24 protein-coding genes are annotated in these 23,606 nt (G+C 54.8%); 15 read left to right on the plus strand and 9 right to left on the minus strand.

All coding sequences use genetic code 11. The features are described from left to right. Window positions 1-5 precede the first annotated feature (5 nt). Window positions 6-1,010 (plus strand): N-acetylmuramate/N-acetylglucosamine kinase AmgK, encoded by a 1,005-nt coding sequence (gene amgK, locus DQM57_RS07885; protein ID WP_111727451.1) that lies wholly within the window; start codon window positions 6-8, stop codon window positions 1,008-1,010. 56 nt (window positions 1,011-1,066) lie between these two features. Here the strand turns inward: amgK and DQM57_RS07890 are convergent, their stop codons facing one another. Further along, window positions 1,067-1,765: a thiol:disulfide interchange protein DsbA/DsbL gene (locus DQM57_RS07890; protein ID WP_107863303.1), complete on the minus strand. Its 699-nt coding sequence runs from the start codon at window positions 1,763-1,765 to the stop codon at window positions 1,067-1,069. Between the two features lie 203 nt (window positions 1,766-1,968). Here DQM57_RS07890 and murJ point away from each other — a divergent pair, with 203 nt between their 5' ends. The 5 genes from murJ to recQ all read left to right on the plus strand — a co-directional run bounded on the left by murJ (window position 1,969) and on the right by recQ (window position 8,309). After that, the gene (murJ, locus tag DQM57_RS07895) at window positions 1,969-3,507 is read left to right on the plus strand and encodes a murein biosynthesis integral membrane protein MurJ (RefSeq protein ID WP_002247315.1); all 1,539 of its coding nucleotides are present in this window, start codon (window positions 1,969-1,971) and stop codon (window positions 3,505-3,507) included. A 3-nt stretch (window positions 3,508-3,510) separates the two neighbouring features. Further along, window positions 3,511-4,158: a phosphatase PAP2 family protein gene (locus DQM57_RS07900; protein WP_111727452.1), complete on the plus strand. Its 648-nt coding sequence runs from the start codon at window positions 3,511-3,513 to the stop codon at window positions 4,156-4,158. After that, window positions 4,155-5,111, plus strand: a complete 957-nt coding sequence (locus DQM57_RS07905) for a YheT family hydrolase (RefSeq protein ID WP_111727453.1) — start codon at window positions 4,155-4,157, stop codon at window positions 5,109-5,111. Before DQM57_RS07900 ends, DQM57_RS07905 begins: the two co-directional genes overlap by 4 nt. Before the next feature lie 50 nt (window positions 5,112-5,161). Further along, a complete protein-coding gene (gene trpC / locus DQM57_RS07910; RefSeq protein ID WP_111727454.1) occupies window positions 5,162-5,944 on the plus strand; it encodes an indole-3-glycerol phosphate synthase TrpC in 783 nt (260 codons plus the stop codon). A 64-nt stretch (window positions 5,945-6,008) separates the two neighbouring features. Then, the gene (gene recQ / locus DQM57_RS07915) at window positions 6,009-8,309 is read left to right on the plus strand and encodes a DNA helicase RecQ (RefSeq protein ID WP_111727455.1); all 2,301 of its coding nucleotides are present in this window, start codon (window positions 6,009-6,011) and stop codon (window positions 8,307-8,309) included. 50 nt (window positions 8,310-8,359) lie between these two features. Here the strand turns inward: recQ and DQM57_RS07920 are convergent, their stop codons facing one another. Both DQM57_RS07920 and bioH read right to left on the minus strand, forming a co-directional pair. Then, entirely contained in the window at window positions 8,360-9,148 is a 789-nt protein-coding gene (locus DQM57_RS07920; RefSeq protein ID WP_111727456.1) for a class I SAM-dependent methyltransferase, read from the minus strand. Between the two features lies 1 nt (window position 9,149). Beyond that, window positions 9,150-9,893: a pimeloyl-ACP methyl ester esterase BioH gene (bioH, locus tag DQM57_RS07925; RefSeq protein ID WP_308418443.1), complete on the minus strand. Its 744-nt coding sequence runs from the start codon at window positions 9,891-9,893 to the stop codon at window positions 9,150-9,152. Here bioH and DQM57_RS07930 point away from each other — a divergent pair. The 9 genes from DQM57_RS07930 (at window position 9,892) to DQM57_RS07975 (ending at window position 17,088) form a co-directional block, all read left to right on the plus strand. Next, window positions 9,892-10,617, plus strand: coding sequence for a ComF family protein (locus DQM57_RS07930; protein WP_111727458.1), 726 nt, complete (start codon window positions 9,892-9,894; stop codon window positions 10,615-10,617). The genes bioH and DQM57_RS07930 overlap by 2 nt on opposite strands. Window positions 10,618-10,681: 64 nt before the next feature. Further along, window positions 10,682-11,146: a tRNA (uridine(34)/cytosine(34)/5-carboxymethylaminomethyluridine(34)-2'-O)-methyltransferase TrmL gene (trmL, locus tag DQM57_RS07935; RefSeq protein WP_111727459.1), complete on the plus strand. Its 465-nt coding sequence runs from the start codon at window positions 10,682-10,684 to the stop codon at window positions 11,144-11,146. 129 nt (window positions 11,147-11,275) lie between these two features. After that, window positions 11,276-11,995, plus strand: coding sequence for a septal ring lytic transglycosylase RlpA family protein (locus DQM57_RS07945; RefSeq protein ID WP_025458241.1), 720 nt, complete (start codon window positions 11,276-11,278; stop codon window positions 11,993-11,995). Between the two features lie 65 nt (window positions 11,996-12,060). Beyond that, a complete protein-coding gene (locus DQM57_RS07950) occupies window positions 12,061-12,384 on the plus strand; it encodes a PepSY domain-containing protein (protein ID WP_111727733.1) in 324 nt (107 codons plus the stop codon). An 81-nt stretch (window positions 12,385-12,465) separates the two neighbouring features. Continuing rightward, window positions 12,466-13,050, plus strand: a complete 585-nt coding sequence (gene ruvA, locus DQM57_RS07955) for a Holliday junction branch migration protein RuvA (RefSeq protein WP_111727460.1) — start codon at window positions 12,466-12,468, stop codon at window positions 13,048-13,050. Window positions 13,051-13,085: 35 nt separating this feature from the next. Next, the gene (locus DQM57_RS07960; RefSeq protein ID WP_111727461.1) at window positions 13,086-14,942 is read left to right on the plus strand and encodes an ABC transporter ATP-binding protein; all 1,857 of its coding nucleotides are present in this window, start codon (window positions 13,086-13,088) and stop codon (window positions 14,940-14,942) included. 63 nt (window positions 14,943-15,005) lie between these two features. Beyond that, on the plus strand, window positions 15,006-15,872 hold the full coding sequence (gene rsgA, locus DQM57_RS07965) for a ribosome small subunit-dependent GTPase A (protein ID WP_167395568.1): 867 nt from the start codon (window positions 15,006-15,008) through the stop codon (window positions 15,870-15,872). A gap of 27 nt (window positions 15,873-15,899) precedes the next feature. Then, window positions 15,900-16,208, plus strand: coding sequence for an exodeoxyribonuclease VII small subunit (locus DQM57_RS07970; RefSeq protein WP_003676973.1), 309 nt, complete (start codon window positions 15,900-15,902; stop codon window positions 16,206-16,208). Beyond that, window positions 16,192-17,088, plus strand: a complete 897-nt coding sequence (locus DQM57_RS07975; protein ID WP_108044190.1) for a polyprenyl synthetase family protein — start codon at window positions 16,192-16,194, stop codon at window positions 17,086-17,088. The genes DQM57_RS07970 and DQM57_RS07975 overlap by 17 nt, the downstream gene beginning before the upstream one ends. A 52-nt stretch (window positions 17,089-17,140) precedes the next feature. On the opposite strand, the gene DQM57_RS07980 is transcribed toward DQM57_RS07975, so the two are convergent. From DQM57_RS07980 to DQM57_RS08005, 6 genes are all read right to left on the minus strand, one after another. Further along, a complete protein-coding gene (locus DQM57_RS07980; protein WP_003676976.1) occupies window positions 17,141-17,440 on the minus strand; it encodes a DUF2818 family protein in 300 nt (99 codons plus the stop codon). Between the two features lie 115 nt (window positions 17,441-17,555). After that, window positions 17,556-18,998: an NADH-quinone oxidoreductase subunit NuoN gene (nuoN, locus tag DQM57_RS07985; protein WP_107960968.1), complete on the minus strand. Its 1,443-nt coding sequence runs from the start codon at window positions 18,996-18,998 to the stop codon at window positions 17,556-17,558. Between the two features lie 9 nt (window positions 18,999-19,007). Next, window positions 19,008-20,504, minus strand: coding sequence for an NADH-quinone oxidoreductase subunit M (locus tag DQM57_RS07990; protein WP_111727463.1), 1,497 nt, complete (start codon window positions 20,502-20,504; stop codon window positions 19,008-19,010). 95 nt (window positions 20,505-20,599) lie between these two features. Beyond that, window positions 20,600-22,624, minus strand: a complete 2,025-nt coding sequence (gene nuoL / locus DQM57_RS07995) for an NADH-quinone oxidoreductase subunit L (protein WP_111727464.1) — start codon at window positions 22,622-22,624, stop codon at window positions 20,600-20,602. A gap of 2 nt (window positions 22,625-22,626) precedes the next feature. Beyond that, window positions 22,627-22,932, minus strand: coding sequence for an NADH-quinone oxidoreductase subunit NuoK (gene nuoK / locus DQM57_RS08000; protein ID WP_002215628.1), 306 nt, complete (start codon window positions 22,930-22,932; stop codon window positions 22,627-22,629). Further along, a complete protein-coding gene (locus DQM57_RS08005; RefSeq protein ID WP_111727465.1) occupies window positions 22,929-23,600 on the minus strand; it encodes an NADH-quinone oxidoreductase subunit J in 672 nt (223 codons plus the stop codon). The genes nuoK and DQM57_RS08005 overlap by 4 nt, the downstream gene beginning before the upstream one ends. Between the last annotated feature and the right edge of the window lie 6 nt (window positions 23,601-23,606).

Below are 23,606 nucleotides of genomic sequence, written 5' to 3' on the forward strand. Positions count from 1 at the left end.
CTGTTATGCAACGACAAATCGAACTGAAAAATTGGCTTCAGACCGTCTATCCCGACCGCAGTTTCGAACTGGCCTTTGCGGCGGCGGATGCTGATTTCCGCCGCTATTTCCGTGCAACATTTTCAGACGGCAGCAGCAGCGTCTGCATGGATGCGCCGCCCGACAAGATGAGTGTCGCACCTTATTTGAAAGTGCAGAAACTGTTTAACATGGTCAATGTGCCGCAGATATTGCACGCGGACACGGATTTGGGGTTTGTGGTATTGAACGACTTGGGCAATACGACGTTTTTAACCGCGATGCTTCAGGAACAGGGCGAAACGGCGCACAAAGCGCTGCTGCTGGAGGCCATCGGCGAGCTGGTCGAATTGCAGAAGGCAAGCCGTGAAGGGGTCTTGCCCGAATATGACCGTGAAACGATGCTGCGCGAAATCAACCTGTTCCCGGAATGGTTTGTCGCAAAAGAATTGGGGCGCGAATTAACATTCAAACAACGCCAACTTTGGCAGCAGACCGTCGATACGCTGCTGCCGCCCCTGTTGGCGCAGCCCAAAGTCTATGTGCACCGCGACTTTATCGTCCGCAACCTGATGCTGACGCGCGGCAGGCCGGGCGTTTTAGACTTCCAAGACGCGCTTTACGGCCCGATTTCCTACGATTTGGTGTCGCTGTTGCGCGATGCCTTTATCGAATGGGAAGAAGAATTTGTCTTGGACTTGGTTATCCGCTACTGGGAAAAGGCGCGGGCTGCCGACTTGCCCGTCCCCGAAGCGTTTGACGAGTTTTACCGCTGGTTCGAATGGATGGGCGTGCAGCGGCACTTGAAGGTTGCAGGCATCTTCGCACGCCTGTACTACCGCGACGGCAAAGACAAATACCGTCCGGAAATCCCGCGTTTCTTAAACTATCTGCGCCGCGTATCACGCCGTTACGCCGAACTCGCCCCGCTCTACGCGCTCTTGGTCGAACTGGTCGGCGATGAAGAACTGGAAACGGGCTTTACGTTTTAGACCCAATCAAAATGCCGTCTGAAAACCAAGTTTCAGACGGCATTTTTCAAACGGGCTTACTGCGCGGCTTTTTGTTCTTCGCGTACTTTGTCCGCCAAAAGGTCGATGGTGTTCATACCGGACTCCCAGTCGGCAAATTCGACTTTATATTTGCCGCCGACGATAACCGTGGGCGTACCGTCGATTTGGAAGGTTTCGGTCAGCTCCTGCATTTTGTCGGCGCGCGCCTGGCTTTCGGGAGATTCGTAGGCGGCAAGGACTTTTTTGCCGTCAAAGGCGGTTTGTTCGCCCAGCCATTTTTTGAGGACTTCCGGCTCTTGCAGCTTAATTTTCTGATTAACCATCGCATCGAAAATATGGCTGTTCGCCACATCTTTGCTTTCGGCGGCAGCCATATCGACGGCGGCGGCAAGGCGGGCGAGCGGCAGCATCTCTTTTTGCCAGACGACATGCTCGGTACGCAGGTACATATCGTCTTTAAAAGACTTGGCGTGTTTGCTCAAAACAGGCTCGAGGTGGGCGCAGTGCGGGCAGAAATAGCCGAAAAACTCAAGGACTTCAACCTTGCCTGCCTGCTGTTGGGGAATCGGGTTGGAAAGGACGGTATAGTTTTGCCCTTCGACCAGCCCTGCCGGGGCGGCGGCTGCCGAAGCGGCAGGCGCGCTGTCGGCGGGGACGCTGGTTTGGACTTTACTGTCGCACGCGGCAAGGGCGAACAGGGCGGCAACGCCGAGGGCAAGGTGTCTGGATTTCATACGGTTCTCCGTGATGTTGGAAATAAATCGGATATTGGTATTTTATTGTATTTTCGCGTGTTGATACAGTTTGCCTCTGGAAAAGGAAGCTTTCGTATCGGGAAACCGGTTCAGACGGCATGAAACCCTATGCCGTCTGAACCGGTTTCTGTCGTACAATACGCGCCGTTGCCCCAAACGGGTACGACTGTTGAGGAACAATAATGAATATGCTGGGAGCTTTGGCAAAAGTCGGCAGCCTGACGATGGTGTCGCGCGTTTTGGGATTTGTGCGCGATACGGTCATTGCGCGCGCATTCGGCGCAGGCATGGCGACGGATGCGTTTTTTGTCGCGTTCAAACTGCCCAACCTGCTTCGCCGCGTGTTTGCGGAAGGGGCGTTTGCCCAAGCGTTTGTGCCGATTTTGGCGGAATATAAGGAAACGCGTTCTAAAGAGGCGACGGAAGCTTTTATCCGCCATGTGGCGGGGATGCTGTCGTTTGTACTGGTCATCGTTACCGCGCTGGGCATACTTGCCGCGCCTTGGGTGATTTATGTTTCCGCACCCGGTTTTGCCAAAGATGCCGACAAATTTCAGCTCTCCATCGATTTGCTGCGGATTACGTTTCCTTATATCTTATTAATTTCACTTTCCTCTTTTGTCGGCTCGGTACTCAATTCCTATCATAAATTCAGCATTCCGGCGTTTACGCCCACGTTCCTGAACGTGTCGTTTATCGTATTCGCGCTGTTTTTCGTGCCGTATTTCGATCCTCCCGTTACCGCGCTGGCTTGGGCGGTCTTTGTCGGCGGTATTTTGCAGCTCGGCTTTCAGCTCCCTTGGTTGGCGAAACTGGGTTTTTTGAAACTGCCCAAACTGAATTTCAAAGATGCGGCGGTCAACCGCGTCATGAAACAGATGGCGCCTGCGATTTTGGGCGTGAGCGTGGCGCAGATTTCTTTGGTTATCAACACGATTTTCGCGTCTTATCTGCAATCGGGCAGCGTTTCATGGATGTATTACGCCGACCGCATGATGGAGCTGCCCAGCGGCGTACTGGGGGCGGCACTCGGTACGATTTTGCTGCCGACTTTGTCCAAACACTCGGCAAACCAAGATACGGAACAGTTTTCCGCCCTGCTTGACTGGGGTTTGCGCCTGTGCATGCTGCTGACGCTGCCGGCGGCGGTCGGACTGGCGGTGTTGTCGTTCCCGCTGGTGGCAACCTTGTTCATGTACCGCGAATTCACGCTGTTTGACGCGCAGATGACACAACATGCGCTGATTGCCTATTCTTTCGGTTTAATCGGTTTGATCATGATTAAAGTGTTGGCACCCGGCTTCTATGCGCGGCAAAACATCAAAACGCCCGTCAAAATCGCCATCTTTACGCTCATCTGCACGCAGTTGATGAACCTTGCCTTTATCGGCCCACTGAAACACGTCGGACTTTCGCTTGCCATCGGTCTGGGCGCGTGTATCAATGCCGGATTGTTGTTCTTCCTGTTGCGCAAACACGGTATTTACCGGCCCGGCAAGGGTTGGGCGGCGTTCTTGGCAAAAATGCTGCTCTCGCTCGCCGTGATGGGAGGCGGCCTGTATGCCGCCCAAATCTGGCTGCCGTTCGACTGGGCACACGCCGGTGGAATGCAAAAGGCCGCCCGGCTCTTCATCCTGATTGTCATCGGAGGTTGCCTGTATTTCGCATCACTGGCGGCACTGGGCTTCCGTCCGCGCCATTTCAAACGGGTGGAAAGCTGACCGATGCCGATATCCTTTTTCGGAAAACGCTTTTTCCGCGTATCCTTACTGCCTGCCGCCGTACTGCTGCCGATTTTTGCGCTCATTGCCCGCGCCGTCGCTTCAGACGGCATGCTCCCGTATGAAGAAACGCTGATGAGGCAGGTTCGTGCCGTTACGCCCGATACGTTTTACCCTGTCGCGCTCGTACTGCATTATTTGGGCAAAACCGCCGTCGCCGTACCGCTGGTTACATTCGCCTGCGCGTGCCTCTGCCGCTTGGGGCGTTGGCGCGAAGCGGTGTTCTGCGCCCTGTCCGCCCTGCTGCCCACGCTGAATATGCTGCTGCTGAAAGCATGGTTTGCGCGTCCGCGCCCGCAGCTCTGGACGCACCCTGTCGAAGAGGGCAATTTTTCCTTCCCCAGCGGACACAGCACGTTTTCCGCCGCCGTCGCCGTCATGCTGACCGTATGCTTCCGGCACACGCCCTACCGCCGCGCCGTACTGTCCGCCGGCATCCTGTTTGCCCTGCTGACAGGGTTCTCGCGCATATATTTGGGCGTACATTATCCCTCGGACGTTTGGGCTGGTTGGACGAACGGGCTGCTGTGCGCGCTGACCGCCTATTGCGTCATCATGCCGTCTGAAAACAGAAAAACCGATACCTTATGATTTTAACACTGCCGGACACACCGTTTTTCCTCCGCAACGGCAATGCCGACACGATTGCCGCCAAATTCCTGCAACGCCCCGCACCCGCATACCGCCGCGAGCTGCTTCCCGACAGCACGGGTAAAACCAAAGTCCCCTACGACTTTTCAGACGGCATTTCGCCCGATGCGCCGCTGGTCGTGCTGTTTCACGGTTTGGAGGGTGGCAGTGGCAGCCATTACGCGGTCGAACTGATGCTCGCGGTACGCAGCCGCGGTTGGAACGGCGCAGTCGTCCATTTCCGCAGCTGCGGCGGCGTAGCGAACACCGCCCCGGTGTTCTACCACTTGGGCGATACCGCCGAAATCGCCTTTACTTTGGACACGCTCACCGCGCGTTACCGTGAAATATACGCCGTCGGCGTATCGCTGGGCGGCAACGCGCTGGCAAAATATTTGGGCGAACAGGGCGAAAACGCGCTGCCGCAAGCCGCCGCCGTCATCTCCGCCCCCGTCGATGCAGAGGCGGCAGGCAGCCGCTTCGACAGCGGCATCACGCGGCTGCTCTACACGCGCTACTTCCTCCGCACACTGATACCCAAAGCACGGTCGCTCCAAGGTTTTCAGACGGCATTTGCCGCAGAGTGCAAAACACTGGGTGAGTTTGACGACCGTTTCACCGCACCGCTGCACGGCTTTGCCGACCGGCACGACTACTACCGCCAAACTTCCTGCAAACCGCTGCTCAAACACGTTACCAAACCGCTGCTCCTACTCAATGCCGTCAACGACCCCTTCCTGCCGCCCGAAGCGCTGCCGACACCGGACGAAGTGTCCGAAGCCGTTACCCTGTTCCAGCCGGCACACGGTGGTCATGTCGGCTTTGTCAGCAGCACCGGCGGCAGGCTGCACCTGCAATGGCTGCCGCAGACCGTCCTGTCCTATTTCGACAGCTTCCGCACAAACAGTCGTTAACGGTTTGATGCTAATATTCCCCCTTTCCCCAGACGAATACGGAACCCGACATGACCGACATCCTCAATAAAATCCTTGCCACCAAAGCACAGGAAGTTGCTGCCCAAAAAGCCGCCGTCAACGCCGAACACATCCGCGCACTTGCCGCAGAAGCCGCACCCGTCCGCAGCTTCATCGATTCGATACGCGGCAAACACCGCCTAAACCTGCCCGCCGTCATTGCCGAAATCAAAAAGGCAAGCCCGAGCAAAGGCCTGATCCGTCCGGACTTCCGACCGGCCGAGATTGCACGCGCATATGAAAACGCCGGAGCGGCGTGTTTGTCCGTACTGACCGACGAACCCTATTTCCAAGGTTCGCCCGAATACCTCAAACAGGCGCGCGAAGCCGTATCGCTGCCCGTGCTGCGCAAAGACTTCATCATCGACGAATATCAGGTTTATCAGGCGCGCGCATGGGGGGCGGATGCCGTCCTGCTGATTGCCGCAGCACTGGAACAGGAACAATTGGAACACTTTGAAGCGGTGGCGCACGAATTGGGCATGACCGTCCTGCTCGAGCTGCACAATGAAACCGAATTGGAAAAATGCCGCAACCTGACCACGCCGTTGTGGGGCGTAAACAACCGCAACCTGAGGACTTTTGAAGTCTCCCTCGACCAAACCCTGTCGCTGCTGCCCGCGCTGGAAGGCAAAACCGTCGTTACTGAAAGCGGCATTACGGGTAAGGCGGATGTGGAATTTATGCGGACGCGCGGCGTGCATACCTTCCTGATCGGCGAAACGTTCATGCGTGCCGACGATATTGAGGCGGAAGTGGGCAAACTCTTCTAAATCCCGATTTCAGACGGCATATTGCCGCCGACCGATCAACACCCTTACCGAGCACGGAACCATCATGCACCGACCGACCGCCAAACAGATTTTGCACGAAGTATTCGGTTATCCCGAATTTCGCGGCAGGCAGGAGGCTATCGTCAATGCTTTGGCCGGCGGCGAGAGTTTGATGGTGCTGATGCCGACGGGCGGGGGCAAGTCTTTGTGTTACCAGATTCCGGCGCTGATGCGCGAAGGCGTGACGGTTGTCGTATCGCCGCTGATTGCGCTGATGAACGACCAAGTGGCCAGCCTGCATGTGGCCGGGATTGAAGCGGCGGCAGTCAACAGCAGCACATCGGCAGATGAGGCGCGCGAGATTGCCGACAAGCTTGCCCAAGGCCGTCTGAAACTGCTTTATGTCGCACCGGAACGCTTGGTTACCGACCGCTTTTTACGTTTTCTCGACCAACAAACCGTCAGCCTGTTTGCCATTGATGAGGCGCATTGCGTCAGCCAATGGGGACACGATTTCCGCCCCGAATACCAACAGCTCGGCATGCTTGCCGAACGCTATCCGAACGTCCCGCGCATCGCCCTGACCGCCACCGCCGATGCGGCCACGCGCGCCGACATCAAGCATTATCTGCACTTGGACGATGCGCCCGAATTTGTCTCCAGCTTTGACCGCCAGAATATTTATTATCAGGTTATCGAAAAAAACAACGGCAAAAAACAATTGCTGGATTTCATCCGCAAAGAAATGACGGGGCAAAGCGGCATTGTGTATTGCTTAAGCCGCAAAAAGGTGGAAGATGTGGCGCAGTTTTTGCGTGAAAACGGATTAAACGCGATTCCATATCATGCCGGTTTGAGCATGGACGTGCGCGAGGAAAACCAACGTCGCTTTACACATGAAGACAATATTATCGTGGTGGCGACCGTGGCGTTCGGCATGGGCATAGACAAACCCGACGTGCGCTTTGTCGCCCATCTCGATATGCCCCAGAGTGTCGAACATTTCTATCAGGAATCGGGGCGTGCCGGCCGGGACGGGCTGCCAGCCGTGAGCTGGCTGTGTTACGGTTTGAACGATTGGGTGTTGCTGCGCGAACGGATTGCCGAAGGCAACAGCGACGAGGTGCAAAAGCAAATCGAAATGCAAAAACTCGATGCCATGCTTTCCGTCTGCGAAACCGCCGCCTGCCGCCGCGTACTGCTGCTCAAACATTTCGGCGAAGAATCCGAACCCTGCGGCCATTGCGACAACTGCCTGCATCCGCCCGTACGGTTTGACGGCACGGTGTTGGTGCAAAAATTACTCAGCTGCGTGTACCGCGCCGGACAACGTTTTGCCGCCGGTTACATCACCAACCTTTTGCGAGGTAAAAGCGACGATTGGATACGCGGCAACCGGCACGAGCAACTGTCCACATTCGGCATCGGTGCGGAGTTGTCCGACAAAGAATGGCGCAGCGTCATCCGCCAGTGCATCAGCCTCGGCTACCTCACCGTCAACATTGCCCGATATCAGGCATTGCAACTGACCGAAGCCGCCAAAAAAGTCCTCAAAGGCGAAACCGAAGTGATGCTGCGTCCGCTCAAGCGCGACAAGCCCGCCGTCCGCACCCTCAAAGACAACTGGCTGCGTACCGAACGCGAAGAACGCCTGTGGCAGGCATTGCGCGTTTGGCGTATGAAACAGGCAGAAGCCGAAGGCATCCCCGCCTATATGATTTTCGGTGACAAAACCCTGCGCGACCTTGTCGAAAAAATGCCGCAAAACCTCAACGGGCTGCACGACATCTACGGTTTGGGCGAAGCCAAAATCAACCGTTTCGGACACGGCATACTCAAAGTCTGCCAAAACGCCGCCGACTTTAGCCACGATGCCGTCATCCGTCCGCAAACCGAACGCGAACAACAACTGCGTCAAAAACTAGAAGCCTGGCGGTACGAACAGGCAACGGCGGAAAAATGCGCCCTGTATGCCGTCCTCTCCGACGAAAGCCTTGCCGACATGCTTGCCGACACGCCCGAAACCGAAACCGACCTCGAAGGCGTGCACGGCTTGGGCAGCGTACGCACCGCCAAATACGGACGGGACATCCTCGCCGTCTGCCGTCCGTTTTCAGACGGCATCGATGAAACCGCCAAACGCAAACGCCGCCTGATGCGCGCCCTGATTCAATGGTGCAACGAAACCGCAAAACACGAACAGTCCGAACCCTACCGCATTCTCAGCAAAGCCGCCCTGCGCGCCATTGCCGCCAAACAGCCGGAAGGTTTGGCGGAGCTTGCCGCCGTATATGGCGTAGGCGAAGAAAAAGCCGCACGTTACGGTGCGGCGGTGTTGGCGGTGTTGGAGCGGAATGCCGTCTGAAAAGGGAAAACAGGCTCAGACGGCATCTGCACATTTTCACCCCGACACGCTCATTTCTTCGGAAAAAACTGCACCACGTTCTCCCCTTGCGGCAGCACCAGTTTTTTCACGGCGTGTCCGTAAACCGTTTCCAGCGTAATGCCCAAACCGCCTTCTCGTTCAAATATCGCCCCGACACACGAACGCGCGGCATTTTCATCGTTCCACGCCATCGCCCGCCAGATGCCCAGCGTGTCCATATCCGCCCAAAACGTTTCCGCCTTTTTGTAATCCAACACCAGCTTCGCCGTATCGGTAACGGGGTCGTAAAACCCGTTTTCAGCAAGCATATCGCCCAAGTCGTGCATATCGGGGAAAAGCGCGCTGCGGCTCTCAATACCGTTTTCTTTCAGACGGCATTTCAGTTCCGCCAAGGTATCTCGCCCGAAGCAGGTGAAAAACAGCAGCCCGTCCGTCTTCAGCGCGCGCGCCCAATTTTGCAGCACGGGGACGATGCTTTCCGCCTCAGTCAAACCAAGGTTGGACCACAACATATCGGCACACGCTTCGGGCAGCAGCGCGGTCGGGGATTGGCAGTGTTGCACCACGCCCTTACCCGTAAACCTTTGCCAAAAACCGCCTTTGCGGGCGGCGGCCGCCGCCGCCAAAAAATCCGCACGGGAATCGTATTCTTCAAATACCGCCTGCGGATAGCGTTTCGCCAGCAGGCTGCGGCTGATGTCCGCATCCGCCCCGGCAAGCAGGATATGCTTGGGCGCGTTGCGGACGAGTGTCAGCCGTTGGTCGGCATGTTCGGCGAGATGGCGGTGAACCTGCCAGCATTTGTCCTGCGGATTCATGTCAAACCCCTTCGACAAAGTCGCGGTACAGCGCGGCAAACGCTTCCGCATGGCTCAAAAACGGCGCATGCGCCGCCTTTTCCATCACAACCAGCCTGCTGCCCTTCAAACGGCGGTGCAGATATTCACCCATGCGCGGCGGCGTAATCGCGTCTTTGCCGCCGAACACCAGCAGTACCGGAACATCTATCTTGTCCAACAAATGCCGCGCATCCACCCTTTCCGCCGCTTCCAAAGCTTCCTGTAAGGCGGAGGGCGTGCCGCACCGTGCCAAATCGGGCAGGATTCTGCCTATGATTCCGTCCGCATCATGCGTATGCAAAAGCTGCAATTGTAGAAACTGTTTAATATGTTTGGCATAATCCGAACGGAACGCACCGACCATTTTGCCCAGTGCAGGCGCGGCAAGCCCTTCGGGATAGTCTTCGTCAGCCGTCAGCCGGGCGAAACTCGCCGTCAGGCAGAGCGAACGGACTTTGTCAGAATGGCGGGCCGCCAGATACAGTGCAACCAATCCGCCGAGCGACCAGCCGAGAATGTCGGCCGGCGCGTCAATTTGAGCGGCAACAGCGTCGGCGGCTGCCTCAATATCGAAGGGTTGCACAAAGGGCGCGTCCCCGTGTCCGGGCAAATCGACGGAGGACACCGACCACGTTGCGGGCAGGCGCGGCATCAGGTCGTCGAACACATGGCGGTTCGCCCCCCACCCGTGTATCAGGTAAACTTTTTTGGCAGCATCAGGCATGAATTTTCTCTCTTGTTGGCGGCGCATCGCAGACGCGGCCGCAGTCAGACACTGCGTATTATGCCACGATTCATCAGACGTTTCAGACGGCATCTGCGCCGGCTGCAATACCGATTTGGCAAGTTTCCGCACCGACGCGGCAAACAGCTGCCCCCTGTGTTTCAGACACATCCAAGGCGGATCGGTGTGCGGCATTTGCCAAAAGAAACCGCCCGCATTCGACCGGATGTGGGCCTCGCTGCATTACGAACCACCCGTCAGCAACATGATACGTACGCTGAAACACTTGGCAGATTTGGGCATGGTTCGCCCGTTGGCAAACCTGATGGTACAAAACCCGCCCGACTGGCTTTCAGACGAATGTTTCGATTTCGTCCTGCCCGTACCGCTGGGCAAAGAACGGCTGCTTCAACGCGGCTTTAATCAAAGCGAAAGTATCGCCGGGCTGCTGGCGCAACGCTACGGTTGGCGCACACTGCCGCGGCATACCGTTTTCCGCCGCCACCGGCCTCCTCAAAGCACGCTCAAAGGCAGCGACCGACTGAAAAACATCAAAAATGCCTTTGAAGTCTGCACACCGATACCGGAAAACTGTAATATTCTGTTAATCGACGATGTCTTTACCACCGGCGCAACGCTGGGCGAGCTGGCGAAGATGCTGAAAAAGTCAGGCGCAAACCGCATCTGCTGCTGGACGCTGGCACACACGCCAATGAAAAAATAACTAAATTTTTTGACACCCATGCCGCCTTATGGCAAGGTTATGCGCCTATAAGTGATTGATATTTATGTTTACCATCGTTTTATACCAACCGGAAATCCCACCGAATACAGGCAATATCATCCGCCTGTGCGCCAATACCGGCGCGGATTTGCACCTGATCAAGCCGCTCGGCTTCCCATTGGATTCCGCCAAAATGAAACGTGCTGGGCTCGACTACCACGAGTTCGCCAACCTGACGGTGCACGAAAACTTCGACGACTGCCTCAAGGCATTGGCGGGCCGACGTATTTTCGCACTGACCACTAAAGGCACGGCGCGCCCCGATGAAACGGCGTTTCAAAAAGGCGACGTTTTATTGTTCGGGCCGGAAACGCGCGGGCTGCCCGCCGACATTCTCGACAGCCTGCCCGCCACGCAAAAAATCCGCCTACCCATGCAGCCCGGCAGCCGGAGTATGAACCTTTCCAATACCGTTGCCGTGATTCTCTTCGAAGCATGGCGGCAACACGGTTACTCAGGCGGCGTTTGAACGCAAGTTCATGCCATCTGAAAACCTATCCGGACACATTCCGAACCGCCGTCCGCACTGTGCGGCGGTTCGGAACGTATCCGGCGGGCATGATGCCCATTCGTCTTCAACTCAAGAACGGAACACGTTTTGACTTTAACCCGAAAAACCCTTTTCCTCCTCACGGCCGCATTCGGCATACATTCCTTTCAGACGGCATCCGCCGACGCAGTGGTCAAAGCAGAAAAACTGCACGCCTCCGCCAACCGCAGCTACAAAGTAGCCGGCAAACGCTACACGCCGATAAACCAAGTTGCCGCATTTACACAAACCGGCAACGCCTCATGGTATGGCGGCAGATTTCACGGCCGCAAAACTTCCGGCGGGGAACGATACGACATGAACGCCTTCACCGCCGCACACAAAACACTGCCCATTCCCAGCTACGTCCGCGTAACCAATACCCGTAACGGGAAAAGCGTCGTCGTCCGCATCAACGACCGCGGCCCCTTCCACAGCAACCGCATCATCGACGTATCCAAAGCGGCGGCCCAACAATTGGGCTTTGTCAGCCAAGGTACGGCACATGTCAAAATCGAACAGATTGTCCCGGGCAAATCCTCACCGACTGCCGAAAACAAAGACATCTTCATCGACTTGAAATCCTTCGGTACGGAACGCGAAGCACAGGCATATCTGAACCATGCCGCCCAAAACCTGGCTTCATCGGCATCAAACCCGAACCTATCGGTTGAAAAACGCCATTACGAATATGTCGTCAAAATGGGGCCGTTTTCCTCGCAGGAACGTGCCGCCGAAGCCGAAACTCAGGCACGCGGTATGATTCAGACGGCATTGACTGCCGGTTGACACGCCCCCTAATGCAGGGCTAATCTTCAGAGACTATCATGCTTGAAACTTTACAGGAGCAAAATATGAACTTCAAACACCTTCTCTTAAGCGCCGCCGCAACCGCACTGTTGGGCATTTCCTCTCCCGCACTCGCCCACCACGACGGCCATGACGACGATCATCCGCACGCTATGCATGAACACAAAGCACAAGCCGGGCTGATCAGCCAGGCACAGGCGAGAAAAGCAGCTTTGGCACGTATCGGCGGCCGCGTTACCGACATCGACCTCGACCAAGATGACGGCCGTCCGCACTACGATGTCGAAATCGTCAAAAACGGACAGGAATACAAAGTTGTCGTTGATGCCCGTACCGGCCGCGTGATTTCCTCCCGCCGGGACGACTGAATTTGATACAATCCGTGCCGTCTGAAGCCCCAACCGGTTTCAGACGGCATTTTGCACCCGACACTTCAGGATCCTTCATACATGATCAGCAGACTGACCGGCAAACTAGTTGAGAAAACCCCTCCTCAAATCGTCATCGATGTCAACGGCGTAGGATACGAAGCCGACGTATCCATGCAGACCTTCTACAACCTGCCGCCATTGGGCGAAACCGTACAGGTTTTCACCCAACTCGTCGTCCGTGAGGACGCACACCTGCTCTTCGGTTTTGCCACTGCGGAAGAGCGCAAAACATTCCGCCAACTAATCAAGGTCAGCGGCATCGGGGCAAAAACCGCCTTGGGGATTTTATCAGCGATGACTGCCGACGAACTGGCGCAGGCGGTTGCAGAAGAAGATGTCAAACGCCTCTCCTCCGCCCCGGGAATCGGTAAAAAAACCGCCGAACGCATGGTTTTGGAACTGCGCGGAAAACTGATAACCCATACCGTAACGGACGGGCTGTTTGCCGCCCCGTCCGAGAATGACGAAACCAATGACATCGTCAGCACGCTTCTTGCGCTGGGTTACAGCGAACGCGAGGCAAAAGCTGCAGTTAAAGGCATCCCTAAAGGGACAGATGTGGGCGAAGGTGTGCGCCTCGCCCTGAAAAACCTGCTGAAATAATGCCGTCTGAAACAGGCCTACTGAAATCGAAAACAATGTTAAACAAAATCTTTTCTTGGTTCGAATCCCGAATCGACCCCTATCCCGAAGCCGCCCCGAAAACGCCTGAAAAAGGACTGTGGCGGTTTATCTGGAGCAACATCAGGGGCTTGCGCAAATGGATTGCCGTTTTGGCAGCATTTACCGCAGGCATCGGCATCATGGAAGCCCTGCTGTTTCAATTTATGGGCAAAGTCGTGGACTGGCTCGGCAAATACACGCCCGCGACCCTGTTTGCTGAAAAAGGCTGGGCGTTGACGGCGATGGCGGGAATGATGGTGTTTTTCGCCCTCTGGACCTTCCTCGCGTCCAACGTGCGCCTGCAAACCCTGCAAGGCGTGTTCCCCATGCGCCTGCGCTGGAACTTCCACCGCCTGATGCTGGGACAGAGCCTCGGCTTCTATCAGGACGAATTTGCAGGACGCGTGTCCGCCAAAGTCATGCAAACTGCGCTGGCGCTGCGCGACGTGGTGATGACCGTCGCTGACATGGTTGTTTATGTACTGGTGTATTTCATTACTTCCGGCGTGATTCTGATTTCGTTCGACGGCTGGCTGCTGCTGCCCTTTATCGGCTGGATAATTGGATTCGCCCTGATTATGCGCTTCCTGATTCCCAAGCTCGGCAAAACCGCCGCGCGTCAGGCGGATGCGCGTTCGCTGATGACCGGCCGCATTACCGACGCCTATTCCAACATCACCACCGTCAAACTCTTCTCCCACGGCGCGCGCGAAGCGGCCTACGCCAAGCAGTCGATGGAAGAATTTATGGTGACGGTACACGCCCAAATGCGTTTGGCGACGCTTCTGCACACCTGCAGCTTCATCGTCAACAGCTCGCTGACCGCCGGCACGACCGCGCTGGGCATCTGGCTTTGGTATCACGGGCAAGTCGGCGTCGGCGCGGTTGCTACAGCCACCGCCATGGCGTTGCGCGTCAACGGTTTGTCGCAATACATCATGTGGGAATCCGCCCGATTGTTTGAAAACATCGGCACCGTCGGCGACGGCATGGCAACCCTGTCCAAACCGCACACCATCCTCGACAAGCCGAACGCCCTGCCGCTGAAAGTGTCGCAAGGCGAAATCAAGTTCGAACACGTCGATTTCTCCTACGAAGCCGGCAAACCGCTGCTCAACGGCTTCAACCTCACCATCCGCCCGGGCGAAAAAGTCGGCTTGATCGGACGCAGCGGCGCGGGCAAATCCACCATCGTCAACCTGCTCCTGCGCTTCTACGAACCGCAAAGCGGCACGATTTCGATCGACGGTCAAACCGTGGACAGCGTGACCCAAGAAAGCCTGCGCGCCCAAATCGGTTTGGTCACGCAAGACACCTCGCTGCTGCACCGTTCCGTGCGCGACAATATCGTTTACGGCCGCCCCGATGCGACCGATGCCGAAATGGTTTCCGCCGCCGAACGCGCCGAAGCCGCTGATTTCATCCCCAACCTTTCCGATGCCAAAGGGCGGCGCGGCTATGACGCGCACGTCGGCGAACGCGGCGTGAAACTCTCCGGCGGCCAACGCCAGCGCATCGCCATCGCCCGCGTCATGCTCAAAGATGCACCGATTCTGCTGCTCGACGAAGCCACCAGCGCGCTCGACTCCGAAGTCGAAGCCGCCATCCAAGAAAGCCTCGACAAAATGATGGACGGCAAAACCGTCATCGCCATCGCCCACCGCCTCTCCACTATCGCCGCGATGGACAGGCTCATCGTCTTGGACAAAGGCCGCATCATCGAAGAAGGCAGCCACACCGAGTTGCTCGAAAAACAAGGTCTGTACGCCAAACTTTGGGCACACCAAAGCGGCGGTTTCTTGAGTGAGCATGTCGAGTGGCAGCATGACTGAAACCTTATTGTCTGGAAACCGCCGTTTTCAGACGGCATTCCCGTTCTCCTACCCGTCAAAACCATGACCGATACCGCCCAAATCATCACCAGCTACGGCCGCCGCTACATCGTGCGCACGCCCGACGGCAAAACCTACGAAGCCAGCACGCGCAAAAAGCGGGTCGATTTCGCCTGCGGCGACCGCGTGCATATCCAAAACATCAACGCCGAACAGGCCGTCATCGAAGACTACCTGCCGCGCGAAAGCCTGCTCTACCGCCAAGACACTTGGAAAACCAAACTTATCGCCGCCAACGTCAGCCAGCTCCTTATCGTTACCGCCGCCGTTCCCTCGCCCAGCGAAGCCTTGTTGCAACGCGCCCTCCTGTCCGCCGAAGCCGCGGGCATCCAAGCCGTCATCATCCTGAACAAAGCCGACCTGCCCGAAACCGCCCTCTGGCGCGAAAAACTCAAGTTCTACGAAACGCTGGGTTATCCCGTCATCGAAACCCGCGCGCTGGAAAACGCCGACATCCTGCGCCCCGTCCTGCAAGGGCATACCAACATCCTGCTCGGACAAAGCGGCATGGGCAAATCCACCCTGACCAACGCCCTCTTGGGCAACCAAACCGCCCGCACCGGCGACATCTCCACCGCGCTCGATTCCGGCAAACACACCACCACCCACGCCCAGCTTTACGATTTAAACGAAGAAACCCAATTAATCGACTCCCCCGGTTTGCAAGAATTCGGCCTGCACCACCTCCAAGCCGCCGACCTGCTGCAATACTTCCCCGACCTGAGCCATCTCGTCGGGCAATGCCGCTTCCACAACTGCACCCACCGCGCCGAACCCGGCTGCGCCGTCAAGGCTGCCGCGCAAACCGGTAAAATCCGCACCGAACGGCTGACCTTCCTGCAACGCATTACCGACGATCTGCTCAAATAACCTCTTGCTGTTTGCAGGACAAAAACCATGCCGTCTGAAATCCTGCTGTTTCAGACGGCATCCGGTTTTCAGAAATGCTACAATTCCGTTTTTACAGAAACTCCCGACACCATGAAGAAAATTACCCCGAAATCGTTTGAAGAGGCACTGTCGCGCCTTGAATCACTGACCCAGTCCATGCAGGGGGAAATGCCGTTGGAGGATGCATTGGCGGCATATCAGGAAGGCAACGAACTGGTCAGATACTGCCAAACCAAGTTGGCCCAAGTCGAACAAAAGCTACAGGTTTTAGACACAGACGGGCTGAAGGAGTTAAACCTTGAATCCGACGAATGATTTGAAAACGTGGCAACAGAGGGCACAGGCGCAAACAGAGCTGCTGCTTGAACGGTTTTTGCCGTCTGAGGGGGAAATACCGCACACACTGCACGAAGCCATGCGTTATGCGGCTTTGGACGGGGGCAAACGTCTGCGGCCGATGCTGGTTCTAGCAGCTTCGGAATTAGGCGAAGCCGTGCATGAAGCAGTAGAACAGGCAATGGCGGCAATCGAAATGATCCATGCCTATTCGTTGGTTCACGACGATATGCCAGCAATGGACAACGACAGCCTGCGCCGGGGCAAACCGACCTGCCATGTGAAGTATGGAGAAGCAACCGCACTACTGGTCGGCGATGCTTTACAGACCCAGGCCTTCGATGTATTGGCGCGTCCGTCCGGCCTGCCTGCTTCGCAGCAGCTGGCGATGTTGTCGGTTTTGGCAAAAGCAGGCGGAAGCAGGGGCATGGCAGGCGGTCAGGCTATCGATTTGGCCAATGTCGGCAAGCAGATGGCCCAAACCGATTTAGAACAGATGCACAGCCTGAAAACAGGGGCGTTGATTCGTGCCGCGGTTTTATTGGGGGCGATGTCTTGCCCGAATCTGTCTGAAAACAGTCTGGCGGTATTGGATGATTATGCGGCAAAACTGGGGCTGGCGTTCCAAGTCATCGACGATGTGTTGGACTGCGAGGCAGACACGGCGACCTTAGGGAAAACAGCGGGCAAAGACGCAGACAACGACAAGCCGACTTATGTAAAACTGATGGGCTTGGACAGTGCGCGGGCATACGCGTACCAACTGACCGACGAAGCAGTCTCGCTGCTCGAACCCTTCGGCAATAAGGCATTACGGCTCAGGCAGCTTGCCGAATTTACGATTGCGCGCAAATACTGAGCAAACTCGGATATGCCGTCTGAACAAGGCTTCAGACGGCATTATTGTTACCCTATTCCCTGTTGCGCGTATGCCAGAAATACCGCCACACAAAACATGGAAACGCAAAAATCAGGTACAGGCAGACGACTGTGGCGTAAAACTCCCAACCCTGATCGTGTACCGATCCTGCACGGGATTCGAGAATATAAGCAAGAATGGCGGTCAGTGCGAAACCTGCCGCCAGCTCGATCAGGTGATGTCCGAAATGTTTGCGCTTGAGCGGAACAATACCGAACAGCCTGACCGTAAGAAACGGAGCATTGGCAAAAATTAAGGCAAGCAGCAAGAGTGTGTACATAGATGCGGTCATAATCTTCTTTCTCCGCTTTCAGACGGCATAGCCGTTTCCCATACCGTCTAAAATACGGCGGCAACCTTAAATAAAACGGCAACCTCTGATACGGCTGCCGTGATGATACCGAATATTACAGCGTATTTTCCAGTGCCTTGGCGCACCAATCGATAACGGTTTGCGGCATGATGCCCCAGAGAAGCAGCAGGAAGGCATTGACCGTCAGGACAAATTTGGCGGCATAGTTGCTGCCGACCGGCTGGTCATGGTCAGGCGCATCGAAGTAGATGACTTTGACCACGCGCAGGTAGTAGAACGCGCCAATCAGAGACATGATAACGGCAAATACAGACAACCAAACATAGCCTTGTTTCAAGAGCGCCATAATCACGCCGAACTTGGCGTAGAAACCCATCAGTGGCGGAATGCCTGCCATGGAGAACATGGACAGCAACATCAGGAAGGCAAACCATGCATGGCGTTGGTTAAGACCCGCGAGGTCTTTAATGTTTTCACACTCAATGTCTTTGGTGGACAATACCATCAAAACACCGAAGCTGACTGCCGCCATCAAAGCATAGGTAATAGCGTAATACAAACCTGCGGTAAAGCCGACTGCGCCTGCCATAAACGCCAACAGGATAAAGCCCATGTGCGATACGGTGGAATAGGCAAGCATACGTTTGATATTGGTTTGCATGATAGCGGCAAGGTTACCAACCACCAAAGAAGCAACGGCAAGAATGGCCAACATCGGCGCCCAGTCTGAATGTATGGTACCCATACCGGTAACAAGGATACGGAACGCAAAGACAACGGCGGCAATTTTCGGAGCCGTACCCACAAAGGCGGTAACAGAGGTTGGCGCGCCATCGTACACATCGGGGACCCACATATGGAATGGAACCGCACCCAATTTAAATGCAATGGCGACTACAATAAATACCATACCCAATTTCAACAACCATTCATTAGCCTGCTCATTGAAAGCGGAAGCCAAGACGGAAGCAAAATCAAGGGAACCGGTGGCGCCGTAAACCATAGAAATGCCATAGAGCAGCAAACCGGAGGCCAACGCGCCCAATACGAAGTATTTCAGCGCGGCCTCGGCGGAGCGGCCGGAATCGCGGCGCAGGGCAATCATGGCGTACAGCGATAAAGACAACAATTCCAAACCGATATACGCGGTCAAGAAATGTGCCGAGCTGACCATGACGCTCATACCCAACAGGGCAAACAGCGACAGGGTGTAAAACTCACCTTTAAAAATTTGGCGGTCTTGGTTGTACGGTTTACTGTAAATAAACAAACCAAACGTCAGCGCATACAGTACCAGTTTTGCCAAACGGGACATGCCGTCTGCAATATACATACCGTGAAAGGCATCGACACTGCCCTGCTCCCATACCGCTAATTGGGTGACGGCCACGACAATGACTGTTCCCAAACTCATCAGATGGGTTAAATAGCGGTTTTTATCGCAAATCCACAAGTCTGCCAGCAATACGACACCCAATAGCGCAAGCAGCACGATTTCGGGCATGGCGGGCATTAAATTCAAATCAGACCAATTCATTTACACACCTCAAATCTTGCTTTGTGCCACATGGGCAATCAAATCGTTTGCCGCTTGATGCACCACTTCGATAACCGCTTGCGGATACAGACCCATGCCCAATACAGCAACCGCCAAAATCGCCAAAATCGCAAATTCGCGGCAATTGATGTCTTTCATTTCGGCAACGTGCGGATTGTGGATCGCACCAAAAATAACGCGTTTGTACATCCACAGGGTATAAGACGCACCGTAAATCAAGGTCATGGCAGCCAACGCGCCCACCCAGAAATTCACTTTAACCGCGCCCATAATCACCATAAACTCGCCCACGAAGCCGGAAGTCGCAGGCAAACCGGCATTAGCCATACCGAACAACATCATAAACGCCGCAAACTTAGGCATCACATTGACCACGCCGCCATAATCGGCAATATTGCGGGTATGCAGGCGGTCGTACATCACACCGATACACATAAACATCGCGGCAGACACGAAACCGTGGGAAATCATTTGAATGATTGCGCCTTTCAATGCCCAGTCATTCAATTGGCCGTTCACAAACAGGAACATACCCAAAGTGACAAAACCCATATGGCTGATGGAAGAATACGCCACCAGTTTTTTCATATCGGTTTGCACCAAAGCCACCATACCGATATAAATCACGGCAATCAGACTCAATACGATGATTACAGGGGCAAAATAGCGAGCCGCGTCCGGCATAATCGGCAGGATAAAGCGCAAGAAACCATACGCACCCAGTTTCAGCGTAATGGCCGCCAACACCATCGAACCGCCGGTCGGCGCTTCAACGTGGGCATCCGGCAACCAAGTGTGCACAGGGAACATCGGCACTTTTACGGCAAATGACAGGAAGAACGCTACAAACAAAAGCTGTTGTACGCCCAACGGAATCTGTTTGATGTTTTGGAAATCGACAATAGAGAAGCTGCCTGTTTGATAGTGCAGGTAAACCATGGCAACCAGCATCAAAAGCGAACCCATCAGCGTATAGAGGAACAGCTTAACCGACGCATAGACGCGGCGCGGACCGCCCCATACACCGATAATCAGGTACAGCGGAATCAGCATACCCTCGAAGAACACATAAAACAGAATCGCATCCTGCGCGGCAAACGCACCGTTAATCAAACCCGACATCATCAGGAAAGCGGCCATATACTGCGCCGGACGTTTCTGAATGACTTCCCAACCGGCCAATACCACCAGCAGCGTAATAAACGCATTCAAGATGATAAAGAGCACTGAAATACCGTCCACGCCCAATGCATAGTTGATTTTCAGAAGCGGAATCCACTCGTGGAACTCGGTAAACTGATAGCCGCCGCTCAAACGGTCGAAACCGGTAAACAGGGGCAGCGTTACCAAGAAACTGGCAAGCGCACCCATGAAGGCAAGCACACGCGCCAGCGGCGCACGGCTGTCTTTACCGGTCGCCAAAACCAGCACACCTGCGGCGATGGGTATCCATATTGCCAAGCTGAGTAGGTAGTTGGAAAACATAGTGGTTAACCTGTGGTTAAAATAAAAATGTGTTTATGTGGATATTTCTTCGTTTCAGACGGCCTGAATGTTTAAGGCCGTCTGAAACCTTATTCTTATCGGAACAATCCCCAGAAGGTCATGCCGAGCAGTACCAATACGCCGAATACCATAGCGGCGGCGTAGGTATAGATAAAGCCGGTTTGGGCTTTGCGTACCTGCGCGGCAATCGCGCCAACCAGTTTGGCAGAGCCGTTGACGATGCCGTTATCGATAATGGCGGTATCACCGACTGTCCAGAAGAAGGTACCCAATGCGCGTGTGCCTTTGGCGAAAACGTTGAAATACAGGGCGTCGAGGTAGTATTTGTTTTCAAACAAAACGTAAATCGGACGGAACGTCTGTGCAATTTTCGCAGGCAGGTGCGGCAGTTTGACGTACAGGAGCCATGCGCTTAAGACACCTGCAATAGCAAGGTAGAGTACAGGCGAATGCAGGCTGTGCGACACCATTGCCAATGCGCCGTGGAATTCTTCCTTCATGATGTGCATGGTCGGATGCGCGTCGGCATTGACGAAAATCACGTCTTTGAAGAAATCGCCGTAAAGCATAGGCTCGATGGCAACATAGCCGATGATGACGGACGGAATGGCAAGCAAAATCAAAGGCAGGGTAACAACCAACGGGCTTTCGTGCGGATTGTCGTTTTTGCCCAAGCCGTGATGTTCTTCGCCATGATGATCATCATGATGCTCAGGCAGGCTACGCCATTTCTCTTCACCGTGGAACACCATAAAGTATTGGCGGAACGCATAGAACGCAGTAACAAACACGCTGGCGAGGACGGCAAAATAGGCAAAGCCGCTGCCCGGCAGGGTGCTGTATTTCGCCGCTTCGATAATCGAATCTTTGGAATAGAAGCCAGAGAAGAACGGCGTACCAATCAGCGACAAGTTACCGATCAGCATGGTCAGCCAAGTAATCGGCATGTATTTTTTCAGATTGCCCATGTGGCGCATATCTTGGTCGTGGTGCATACCGATAATCGCGCTACCTGCGGCTAAGAACAACAAGGCTTTAAAGAAAGCGTGGGTCATCACATGAAACATCGCCACAGAATAGGCAGACGCGCCCAAAGCCACAGTCATATAGCCCAGTTGCGACAGGGTGGAATACGCAACCACACGTTTGATGTCGTTTTGAATCACGCCCAAGAAACCCATAAACAGGGCAGTAATCGCACCGATTACCATGATGACAGACAGCGCAGTGCTGCTCATCTCATAAATCGGCGACATACGCGATACCATGAACAGACCGGCGGTAACCATGGTTGCGGCGTGAATCAATGCAGAAATCGGAGTCGGGCCTTCCATCGAATCAGGCAGCCAGACATGCAGTGGGAATTGTGCCGATTTACCCATCGCACCGACAAACAGGAGCAAACAGGTTACGGTAATCAAAGACCATTCCACACCGGGGAACAGTTGGATAGTGGCCGTCTGAACATTAGGCAGATAAGCGAACACATCTTGATAGCGCAGGCTACCACCGAAATAGGCAAGCACCAAGCCGATACCAAGCAAAAAGCCGAAGTCGCCGACACGGTTGATCAAAAAGGCTTTCAGGTTGGCAAATGTTGCGCTTGGACGTTTGAAATAGAAACCGATCAAAAGGTACGATACTAAACCCACCGCTTCCCAGCCGAAGAAGAGCTGGATGAAGTTGTTGCTCATAATCAGCATCAACATGCTGAAAGTAAACAAAGAAATATAGCTAAAGAAGCGTTGGTAGCCGACTTTTTCATCATGCATATAGCCGATGGTATAGATATGCACCATCAACGACACGCCAGTGACCACGACCATCATCATCGCCGTCATCGTATCGACCAAGAAGCCGACGGAGAAATCCAAACCGCCCATTGTCAGCCAGGTATAGACGTTTTCGTCAAACTTGGCACGGCTGCCGTCAATGAAGCCCCACAGTACATAAGCCGACAACACGGCAGATACAGCGACACCGAGTATCGTAACCGTATGCGCGCCGGCACGTCCGATTTTGTTGCCGAACAAACCTGCAATCAGCGAGCCTGCCAACGGAACAAGGGCAATTATCAAATATAAAGTCATATCGTTCATGATTACCCTTTCAACTCATCCAAATCGGCAACGTTGATTGTTTGTCGGTTGCGGTACACCAGCACCATAATCGCCAAACCGATGGCGGACTCGGCAGCGGCAACGGTCAATACGAAGAATACGAAAATTTGTCCGGCAGTATCGCCCAAATGTTGCGAGAAGGCGATAAAGTTGAAATTCACCGCCAAGAGCATCAGCTCGATCGACATCAGCAATACCAGCACGTTTTTGCGGTTCATAAAGATACCCATTGCGCTGATACCGAACAGGAGCGCACCCAATACCAGATAATGCGTCAAAGTAATCATGCTTTGCCCTCCCCTTCCGGCTTGAGGCCGTCTGAAACTTCGCTTTCTTCGTCAGATTCAACTTGCGGTTTGACCGCTTCCATTTTCACCAGACGCATACGGCCTTGGTCGGCGCGTACTTTAACTTGGTCGGCAGGATCCATGCGTTTCGGATTAACCGTTTTACGGTGAACCAGCGCAATCGCGGCCACCATACCCAACAGTAACAATACCGCCGCCAATTCAAACGGCAACAGGTAGTCGGTATAAATACGGCTGCCCAAATCGCGGATATTGTTGTAATCGGCCGGAATGTCTTTCATCAGACCAAATGCGGCCAGATCGGTTTTCGGGTTGACCAGAATCAGGATCAGGGCAACCGCCAACAATGTGCCGACCACACCGGCAACCGGCGCATGACGCCAGAAACCGGCGCGCATTTCTTCAATGTCGATGTTCAACATCATCACGACGAACAGGAACAACACCATCACGGCGCCGACGTAAACCACCACCAGCGTCACGCCCAAGAATTCAGCCTGCATCAGCATCCAAAGCATCGCACTCACGCAGAAGGTCAGCACCAGATGCAAAGCGGCGTGAACGGGGTTTTTAGCAGTGACGGTACGAACCGCACCGTACAAAACGATAGCGGCAAGAATATAGAACAGAATCGCGGAAAAAGTCATTCGTCT

The organism is Neisseria cinerea (genome assembly GCF_900475315.1).
GTDB lineage: Bacteria > Pseudomonadota > Gammaproteobacteria > Burkholderiales > Neisseriaceae > Neisseria > Neisseria cinerea.